The sequence below is a fragment of the Halomonas sp. ABH4_019 genome, from assembly GCF_056159885.1.
Window position 1 is genome coordinate 1,065,154 of record NZ_JBSWWC010000001.1, and the last position, 8,963, is coordinate 1,074,116.

At 68.7% G+C, this 8,963-nt stretch carries 8 protein-coding genes; 5 read left to right on the forward strand and 3 right to left on the reverse strand.

What is annotated here, in order from left to right; genetic code table 11:
- Window positions 1-102: 102 nt before the first annotated feature.
- Window positions 103-765, forward strand: coding sequence for a hypothetical protein (locus ACXAFN_RS04825; RefSeq protein ID WP_474986670.1), 663 nt, complete (start codon window positions 103-105; stop codon window positions 763-765).
- A 57-nt stretch (window positions 766-822) separates the two neighbouring features.
- Here ACXAFN_RS04825 and ACXAFN_RS04830 read toward each other — a convergent pair whose 3' ends face one another.
- Window positions 823-2,061: a DUF3422 domain-containing protein gene (locus ACXAFN_RS04830; RefSeq protein ID WP_474986672.1), complete on the reverse strand. Its 1,239-nt coding sequence runs from the start codon at window positions 2,059-2,061 to the stop codon at window positions 823-825.
- 203 nt (window positions 2,062-2,264) lie between these two features.
- Window positions 2,265-3,233 carry a magnesium transporter CorA family protein gene (locus ACXAFN_RS04835; protein WP_474986673.1) on the reverse strand — a complete coding sequence of 323 codons (969 nt, stop codon included), beginning with the start codon at window positions 3,231-3,233 and terminating at the stop codon, window positions 2,265-2,267.
- An 85-nt stretch (window positions 3,234-3,318) separates the two neighbouring features.
- Here ACXAFN_RS04835 and chrA point away from each other — a divergent pair, with 85 nt between their 5' ends.
- On the forward strand, window positions 3,319-4,509 hold the full coding sequence (gene chrA, locus ACXAFN_RS04840; RefSeq protein ID WP_474986675.1) for a chromate efflux transporter: 1,191 nt from the start codon (window positions 3,319-3,321) through the stop codon (window positions 4,507-4,509).
- Window positions 4,510-4,591: 82 nt separating this feature from the next.
- Here chrA and ACXAFN_RS04845 read toward each other — a convergent pair whose 3' ends face one another.
- Window positions 4,592-5,305: a DUF3581 family protein gene (locus tag ACXAFN_RS04845; protein WP_474986677.1), complete on the reverse strand. Its 714-nt coding sequence runs from the start codon at window positions 5,303-5,305 to the stop codon at window positions 4,592-4,594.
- 329 nt (window positions 5,306-5,634) lie between these two features.
- Here ACXAFN_RS04845 and nhaD point away from each other — a divergent pair, with 329 nt between their 5' ends.
- The 3 genes from nhaD (at window position 5,635) to ACXAFN_RS04860 (ending at window position 8,951) form a co-directional block, all read left to right on the forward strand.
- Complete coding sequence (nhaD, locus tag ACXAFN_RS04850; RefSeq protein WP_474986679.1) at window positions 5,635-7,038, forward strand: sodium:proton antiporter NhaD; 1,404 nt, start codon at window positions 5,635-5,637, stop codon at window positions 7,036-7,038.
- A gap of 283 nt (window positions 7,039-7,321) precedes the next feature.
- A complete protein-coding gene (locus tag ACXAFN_RS04855; protein WP_474986680.1) occupies window positions 7,322-7,756 on the forward strand; it encodes a hypothetical protein in 435 nt (144 codons plus the stop codon).
- On the forward strand, window positions 7,725-8,951 hold the full coding sequence (locus tag ACXAFN_RS04860; RefSeq protein ID WP_474986681.1) for a hypothetical protein: 1,227 nt from the start codon (window positions 7,725-7,727) through the stop codon (window positions 8,949-8,951). The genes ACXAFN_RS04855 and ACXAFN_RS04860 overlap by 32 nt, the downstream gene beginning before the upstream one ends.
- The last annotated feature ends 12 nt before the right edge of the window (window positions 8,952-8,963 follow it).

Consider the following 8,963-nt stretch of genomic DNA (forward strand, 5'->3'; position numbering starts at 1 on the left):
CCAGGGGGGCCGAGTACTATGGCCGGGTGCGCCACGCACCACGACCAAAATACGCAAGGGAACAGACCAATGCTGTCGTCGACTCATCGCAAGGCTGCGCTCGTGGCCCTTCCACTGCTGTGCCTCAGTGCCGGCGCCCAGGCCCTCGAATGGGAGGCCTCCCCCACTTACGGCACCGTCAACCTCAACTCCGGCTTCCAGCCCGACCCCTACGTGACCTCGGTCTCCGCCGGCGGCAGCCGCTCGGCCGGCGAGGCCGGGCCCAACTGCAGCGGCTACGTCAGCGGTACGCCCGACCTGGACCTCAACTACCAGGCCGGGCAGTACACCCTCAGCATCTATGCCGAGGCCTCCGAGGACATCACCCTGGTGGTCTACGACGCGGCGGGCAACTGGCACTGCAACGACGACTTCTCCACGGCGGCCGGCACCAATCCCGGGATCAAGTGGAGCAATCCGCCCACGGGCAACTACAACATCTGGGTCGGCACCTACGGCTCGGGCGGCCTTCCCGAGGCCACCCTCTACATCTCCGAGGCCAGCCCCTCCTGGGACGAGGACATCGCCGCCTCCGGCAGCGCGGCGAGCGCCGCGAACGGCATCGAATGGGGCGACAACACCAGCCAGTGGGCCAACGACGGCGAATGCGACGATCCGCGCTTCGACGGGCCGGGTGTGCACTCGATCAACCTCGACGAGGACCGCTACCACGATGCCAACGACTGCCGCGCGCTCTACGAGCAGGGCCAGATCTACCTGAAGTAGCCCCTGGCCAAGGGCCCGCATGCGGGCCCGTTCCCCGGGGCGCCGGTCGGCGCCCGCCTACTCGTGCCGCCTCACCCGCCAGATCCGCCAGGCCAGCACGGCGATGACCAGGATCGCCAGCGGCGCGAAGATCGCCGTCGCCCGCCACGGGGCGATCGCCATGCCCAGCGCCTCGAGGCTGCCCAGCGCCAGCTTGATCAGGCTGAAGATGTAGTAGCTGATGACGATGATCGACAGGCCCTCGACGGCCTTCTGGATCTTCAGCTGGCTGCTGGTGCGCTCGTTGAGGCTGCGCAGCATCTCGACGTTCTGCTCTTCGATCTCCACCTGGGCGCGGGTTCGCAGCAGGTCGTTGAGGCGCGCCACGTTCTCGGCCAGCCGCTCCTGGCGGCGATCCACCGCGGCGCAGTAGCGCACCGTGGGCTGGAAGCGGCGCATCAGGAAGATGCCCAGCCGCTGGCAGTCGCCGACCCGGGTCTCGCGCAGCTCCTCGACCCGGGCGAAGACGATCCGCGCATAGGCCTCGGTGGCGGCGAAGCGGTGGCGGCTACGCGCCCCGCTGCGCTCGAGCCTGGCCGACAGCGAGGCGATCGCCGCCAGCAGCGGCCGCGGACCCTCGGGGCGGTCCTCGGCGTTGCGGTCGGAGAGCTCGCCGAGCTCCGCCTCGAAGGCCGCCAGCTCGCTGCCCAGCGCCTTGGCCTGGGGCAGCGCCAGCGAGGCCATCATGCGGTAGGTCTCGATCTCCAGCAGCCGACGGGCGATACGCCCGAGGCGGAAGTCGTTGAGGGCGCGATTGACGATCAGCAGCCGGTTGATGCCGGCCTCGTCGAGCTGGAAGTCGCTCCAGGCCGTGGCATCGCCGCCGGCGACCCGCGAGCCGGCCGGGTCGCGAAAGCCGTAGTGCGCGGTGTCGCCGGCCCAGCTCGCCTCGGTCTCGACCCGGATCAGGGTAGCGTTGATCAGCGCCTCGCGGTGGGTCTCGGCGATCTCCGCCAGCCGGGGCGGCGGCGCGGGCCACAGCGGCTCGCCGTCGGCGATCGGCGCCATCAACGTCAGGGTGAAGAACTCGGTGTGGCGCTCCCACTTCAGCACTCGGCCGCCGTCGAGGGTCAGGATGCCCTGGACGGCGTCGGGCGCCGGGACGCTGCCGGTCAGCTCGCACAGCCGCTGGACGATGCCGTCGCAGACGCCGTCGGTGTCGAGGAAGGCATAGTGGTGAAGGTGCGCCGGGCCGGCGAAGTAGATCGAGGGCCGGGCGTGCAGTTCGTTGTGCAGTTGTTCGCGCTGGGGATGCATGGTCGGGGCTGTGAAGGGGTGGAAGCCCCGAGACTACGTGGCCCGGCGGCGGCGTTCACCCTGCCTCGCCCCGCGCATGGGCAGCGCACGGGCCGGAAAGGCGGGCCATAACGCCATGCAATCATGGCGTTAGCCTCGATCGAGGCGCGCCTCGCCGGCGTGAGTGGCGTCAACGCTGCGGCACTATGCCCCACCCCCGCGGTTCATAGCCATTTCACGCGCCGGAACCACCACAGCAACCCCCCGCCGATCGCCAGCATCACCCCCATCACGATGAAGTAGCCGTAGCGATAGGCCAGTTCCGGCATGTGGGCGAAGTTCATGCCATAGATGCCGGCGATGAAGGTCAACGGCACGAAGATGGCGGTGATCACCGTGAGCACCCGCATGGTCTGGTTGAGCTGGTGCGACGACAGCGACAGGTAGCCGTCGATCAGGTCGCCGCAGATGTCGTAGTACATCTGGGTCAGGCTGTGCAGCCGCTCGAAGCGCTCGTGCACGTCGTTGATGGCGTGCAGTGTCTCCTCGTCGCCGCGGGACAGGTGGGCGTAATCGTAGGCGATCAGTTCCTGGGTGATGCCCAGGTGATAGTTGAACACCCGGCGCATCTTCACCAGCCGCGAGCGATAGGCGATCAGCCGGCGCATCAGGGCATCGCTGCCGTCCTCGACCAGGGCATCCTCCAGGTCGCTCAGCTCGTTCTCGAAGGCCAGCAGGCTGTCCAGGTAGTAGCCGGCGGAGGCGTACATGACCCGCAGCGCCACGTATTCCGGCGAGCGCGCCAGCAGCTGGCCGGCGTCCTGGGCCATCAGCCGATCGATGCTCAGCGCCAGCCCCGGATGCAGGCTGATCAGGAAGCGTTCGCCGAGTACGAAGGCGACCCGCTGCGGCACGTAGGCGAGCTCGGCGTCGAAGGAGGAGATGCCGCGATAGAGGATCAGGGTATGATCCTCGAACTCCTCGATCTTCGGCGGGTGGCGCTCGCGGTGGGCGTCGTCGATGGCCAGCGGATGGCAGCCGAAGGCCTCCAGCAGCGCCCGCTCGGCCTCCGGGGGCTCGCCCTGCAGATCGATCCAGAGGCGGCTTTCCGGCTCTGCCCGCCAACGCTCGATCAGCGACTCGTCGCCGTGGGCGAGGCGCCCGTCGGCATCCACCAGCAGCGTGCGTATCATCGCATGGTCATCCTTTCCCGGGACAATGGCCGCATCTTGCGGCAAGGCCCGCCGCCTTGCCCAGCCCCGAGACGATGGAGACAGCATGACCGACACCCCGCGCCGCCCCGGCGAGGTCTTCCGCGCCTTCCTGCTGCTGGGCCTGAGTGCCTTCGGCGGGCCCGTGGCCCACCTCGGCTACTTCCGCCAGGAGTTCGTCGTCCGACGCCGCTGGCTCGACGAGCACGCCTACGCCGACCTGGTGGCGCTGTGCCAGTTCCTGCCGGGGCCGGCCAGCAGCCAGGTGGGCTTCGCCCTGGGCCTGATGCACGCCGGCCCCCTCGGCGGCCTGGCCGCCTGGACGGCCTTCACCCTGCCCTCGGCGCTGCTGCTGATGGGCTTTGCGCTGGGGGCGGCGAGCCTGACGGGCCCGCTCGGCAGCGGGCTGCTGCACGGCCTCAAGGTCGTGGCGGTGGCCATCGTCGCCCACGCGATATGGGGCATGGCCCGCACCCTGTGCCCCGATCGCCCCCGGGCCACGATCGCCGTGGGCGCCGCCCTGCTGGTGACCGCCGCCGGTGGCGCGGGCAGCCAGGTAATGGCCATCGTCCTCGGGGGACTCATCGGGCTGGCCGCCTGCCGGGAGGCCGGCCGCCCACCGCCGGCGGCGCTGGGCTTCGGCCTCTCGCGGCGCACCGGCCTGGCTTGCCTGGCGGGCTTCGCGCTGCTGCTGGTGGGGCTGCCGCTGCTGGCGATGGTCGTCGCCGGCCAGGGCGTGGCGCTGTTCGATGCCTTCTATCGCGCGGGCGCGCTGGTGTTCGGCGGCGGCCACGTGGTGCTGCCGTTGCTGGAGGCCGAAGTCGTGCGCCCCGGCTGGGTGAGCGCCGATGCCTTCCTGGCCGGCTACGGAGCGGCCCAGGCGGTACCGGGGCCGCTGTTCACCTTCGCCGCCTACCTGGGCATGGCCACGGGCGGCGTGACGGGAGCGCTGCTGGCCCTACTGGCGGTCTTCCTGCCGGGGATGCTGCTGGTGGTGGGCATCGTGCCGTTCTGGGACCGGCTGCGCACCCGACCCGCGGTCCAGGCGCTGATGCGCGGGGCCAACGCCGCCGTGGTGGGTCTGCTGGTGGCGACGCTGTATCAGCCGGTGTGGACCAGCGCCATCCTCGGGCCCGCCGAGTTCGCCCTGGCGCTGCTCAGCTTCGCGCTGCTCTCGGTATGGCGGCGGCCGGCCTGGACGGTGGTGCTGGTCTGTGGCCTGGGCGGCATGCTGCTGGGCCTACCCTCGACGCCCTGAGCGTCTGGCCCGGACGCCGGGCCCCTGACACGAGGGCCGCCCTGGTGGGCGGCCCTGTCGAGCATGGTGATACGAGCGGGGCTCAGGCCTCGGCCTCGTGGGCGGCCTTGAGGCGATAGAACTCCTCGACCACGGCGTCCATGGCGCCCGGATCGTAGTCGCACAGCCCGCTGACCACCAGTTTCTTGGAGCCGATGCCGACCTCCTCGCCGCCGGCGCGGATGCGAAACTCGAGCAGGGCGTCGCCGCGCTTGCCGGCCACCTCCAGGGACGAGTCGATCAGTTCCAGGCCGGGCTCGATGCCGTTCAGGCGCTCCAGCGAGAAGCCCATGCTGTCGTAGATCACCAGCGGGCGCTTGGGGTTGAACATCACGCCCTTGTCTTCCATCAGCGGCTTCAGGTAGTGCGGGAAGTTCTTGCCCGAGAAGGCCACGTAGCAGCGGGTGAACGCCTCCACCACGGCCTCGTCGCGGGTGATGTCCCCGCTGCGCTCCACCTCGAGGTAACACTTGCCGCTGTCGTCACGCACGCGGATCCGACCGTCGTCGTCCTCGTCGAAGGCCAGGGGCACCTCGGCGCCGACCATGCTCAGGAAGCGGAAGGTCATGTGCCGGGACAGGCCGAAGCGCGCCAGCACCAGGGCGAAGAGCAGATCGCCGGGCACGCAGAAGCGCCGTGCATCCGGGTTATGGATGGGATTGAAGTCACCGGCGACGCGCTTGGCAAAGCGGCTCGCCTGCTCTGCGGTGATGCAGAGTCGCGAGCCCGCGCGCGAGTGGTAATCATCGAGAAACATGCGTCGAGAGCCTGCCCTGAAGTCGTTGGCGATGCGGATCCGGTCACGGCCGAAGCCGGAGAGGCGAGATGATGCCACAAAATTGCCCGGGTCGGGCGGCCGATCCTTCCATAGTGCAACGCCGCAAGCGTTGACCCAAGCCCGACGCCCCCTACCAAAGAGGCAAGCACATCAGCGCCTTGGCTGGGTACGCTGGGAGGTGATTCTTCTCATTCCATCAGCCTCGGATGACATTCACCATGCAGACCCCCTGTCGCTTCCCCCCCAGGCCTCGTCATGACACGGGACGATTCGGCCTTCGCCCTCTGGTTCTGGTATTCCTCCTCGCGATGCTGGCCGCCACGCCGGCCGTCGCCGCCACCGGCTCGCTCGACCTGACCCAGTCCTTCGTCGGCGGCCTGGCGGTGGTGATCTTCGTGCTGGCCTATGCGCTGGTCATGGCCGAAGAGAAGCTGCACATGCGCAAGTCCAAGCCGGTGCTGGTGGCGGCCGGCATCATCTGGGGCCTGATCGGCTGGGTCTACGTGCAGTCCGGCATGCCGAGCGAGTCGGAACATGCCTTCCGCATCACCCTGCTCGAGTTCACCGAGCTCATGCTGTTCCTGCTGGTGGCGATGACCTACATCAATGCCATGGATGAGCGCCGGGTCTTCGACGCGCTGCGCGCCTGGATGGTGCGCAAGGGCTTCAGCTACCGGACCCTGTTCTGGATGACCGGCGTGCTGTCGTTTTTGATCTCGCCGGTGGCCGACAACCTGACCACGGCACTGCTGATGTGCGCCGTGGTGACCAAGGTGGCCGAGGGCGACAAGCGGTTCATCAACCTGGCCTGCATCAACATCGTGGTGGCGGCCAACGCCGGTGGGGCCTTCAGCCCCTTCGGCGACATCACCACCCTGATGGTGTGGCAGGCCGGCATCGTGCATTTCCAGGAGTTCTTCGCCCTGCTGGTGCCGTCGCTGGTGAACTTCCTGATTCCCGCCGTGGTGATGAGCGCCTTCATCAAGAACCGCGTGCCGGGGAGCCTCGAGGACGACATCACCCTCAAGCGCGGGGCCCGGCGCATCATCGGCCTGTTCCTGCTCACCGTGGCCACCGCGGTGGCCTGCCATACCCTGCTCCACCTGCCGCCGGTGCTGGGCATGATGACCGGCCTGGGCTACCTCCAGTTCTTCGGCTACTACCTGCGCCAGACCCTGCCACGCTCGCTGGAGCGCAAGCGCACCCTCTACACCCAGCGCGGCGACTGGAAGATGCTCGAGCAGCTGGGCAGCGTGGTGCCCTTCGACGTCTACAAGCGGGTGGCCCGGGCCGAGTGGGACACCCTGCTGTTCTTCTACGGCGTGGTGATGTGCGTGGGCGGCCTGGGCTTCATGGGCTACCTCGCGCTGCTGTCCGATGCGCTCTACACCGGCTGGAACGCCACCGGCGCCAACATCGTGCTGGGCGTCGTCTCGGCGGTGGTCGACAACATCCCGGTGATGTTCGCGGTGCTGACCATGGAGCCGGAGATGTCCCATGGCCACTGGCTGCTGATCACCCTGACCGCCGGGGTCGGCGGCAGCCTGCTGTCGGTGGGCTCGGCGGCCGGCGTGGCGGTGATGGGCCAGGCCCGGGGCAGCTATACCTTCATGGGGCACCTGCGCTGGATGCCGGTGATCGCCCTGGGCTATGCCGCCAGCGTGGCCGTACACCTGTGGCTGAATGCGGCCAGTTTCGCCGTCTACAGCTGACCGGCCGGCAGGAGATCGCCATGCGCATACCTTTCATTGCCTTCCCGTTATATAGTGAATGAGGGTAAGCTGTGCCGACATATTCGCTCGACAGCCCGCGCGGGTACGATCGACCCCGACGCCTCGATAACAACGACGCCCCGACAGGGCCGCAGGGAGACAGCGCTATCGCCCCCTTCCGCTTGCCGCTGCCGACAGCCCGGTCATGGAACCGCCTCCCGGCGGGCCGCCTAGGCCCGGCCGAGCGAGGCGACGGCGGGGCATGCCCCGCCGGGGGGGCTCGATGATGCGTCGTCTGGCTCGCGCCCTGTGGCTGTCGCTGCTGCTCGGCCTGTGCCCCTCGGCATGGGCCGACGAGCCATCGGTGCTGCTGGTGGCCAATGCCGAGGTCGAGACCCAACGCCTGACCCGCGATACCACCCGAGCGCTGTTCGCCATGCGCCAGCGCACCTGGCCCGATGGTCAGGCCGCCCGCATCTTCGTCTTACCCAACCGTCACCCCGTCCATGCCCGATTCGTCAAGCAACGCCTCTCCGTCTATCCCCACCAACTGCAGCTCGCCTGGGACAGGATGGTGTTCTCGGGCACCGGACAGGCCCCCGATCGTGTCCTCAGCCAGGACGAGATGCTCGAGCAGCTCGCCGCCACCCCCGGCGCCCTGGGCTACCTGGAAAGGGAGTATGTGGATGACCGCGTCCAAGTCATTACCATGGAGTAAGTCGCGCCATGTCCTGCTCCTGGGCGCGCTGTCCCTGACCGCCTTCCCCCAGGCATACGCGGACGAGGGCGGCGTGCTCGATACGCTGCAGCTCCACGGCTTCCTGAGCCAGGCGCTGGTGATCACCGACCACAACGACTTCTTCGGCCCCAGCAGCGATAGCGGCGGCAGCCTGAAGTTCACCGAGGTGGGGGCCAACGTCTCCCTGCGCCCCCACGAGGACGTGCTGATCGCGGCCCAGGTGCTGAGCCGTCGGGCCGGGGGCGACGCCAGCGATGCCGGCCCGGAGCTGGACTACGGGCTGATCGACTACCAGATCCAGTCGAGCCAGCAGCGCAATTACGGGGTGCAGCTGGGGCGCTTCAAGAACCCCTTCGGCTTCTACAACCAGACCCGGGACGTGGCCTTCACTCGCCCCAGCATCCTGCTGCCCCAGTCGATCTACTTCGATCGTACCCGCTCACTGGCCCTGTCCGCCGATGGCGTGCTGGGCTACTACGAGGAACGCCTGCCGCAGGGCTCGCTGCGCTTCCAGGCCGGCCTGGGGCGCGTCCAGGCCGGTGACGACCTGCGCCGCACCCTGCGACTCGATCAGATCCCCGGCGACCTCGAACCGCAGACCTCCGCCATCGGCCAGGTCCGCTACGAGCACGACGGGGGCCGCATCGTCGCGGCCCTGAGCACCGCCGATGTCGGCGCCCATTTCGACTCGCGCCAGCCCGGGCTCAGCGACGGCGACTTCTACTTCCGGCCCTGGGTGCTGTCGCTGCAGTACAACGCCGAACTGTGGAGCCTCACGGGCGAATACGCGCTGCGCCGCTCGGGGATGGAAGACTTCAACGATCCCCGCTTCAATTTCGACACCACCGGCGAGAGCTGGTACCTGCAGTACACCCGCCGCTTCCACGACGACTGGCAGTGGCTGGTGCGTTACGACAGCCTGGTGGCCAACCGCGACGATCGGGACGGCTCGGCGTTCGAGCGCAACACCGGCGGCGCCCTGCCCGCTCACTCGCAGTTCGCCAAGGACTGGACCTTCGGACTGCAGTGGACCCCCCACCCCAGGGTGCTGCTCGCCGGCGAGTACCACATCGTCGAAGGCACCGGCTGGCTACCGGCCCGCGACAACCCGGATCCCGCCGACACCGTCGAGGACTGGAACATGCTGCTGTTCCAGATGTCGCTGCGCTTCTAGGCCGTCTCCGAG

Excerpts from the sequence above, each read along its gene's own strand:
- ACXAFN_RS04830 (WP_474986672.1), bottom strand. The coding sequence starts at position 2,061 with ATGCATCCCCAGCGCGAACAACTGCACAACGAACTGCACGCCCGGCCC.
- ACXAFN_RS04855 (WP_474986680.1), top strand. The coding sequence starts at position 7,322 with ATGATGCGTCGTCTGGCTCGCGCCCTGTGGCTGTCGCTGCTGCTCGGC.
- nhaD (WP_474986679.1), top strand. The coding sequence starts at position 5,635 with ATGCTGGCCGCCACGCCGGCCGTCGCCGCCACCGGCTCGCTCGACCTG.
- ACXAFN_RS04835 (WP_474986673.1), bottom strand. The coding sequence starts at position 3,233 with ATGATACGCACGCTGCTGGTGGATGCCGACGGGCGCCTCGCCCACGGC.
- chrA (WP_474986675.1), top strand. The coding sequence starts at position 3,319 with ATGACCGACACCCCGCGCCGCCCCGGCGAGGTCTTCCGCGCCTTCCTG.
- ACXAFN_RS04860 (WP_474986681.1), top strand. The coding sequence starts at position 7,725 with ATGACCGCGTCCAAGTCATTACCATGGAGTAAGTCGCGCCATGTCCTG.
- ACXAFN_RS04845 (WP_474986677.1), bottom strand. The coding sequence starts at position 5,305 with ATGTTTCTCGATGATTACCACTCGCGCGCGGGCTCGCGACTCTGCATC.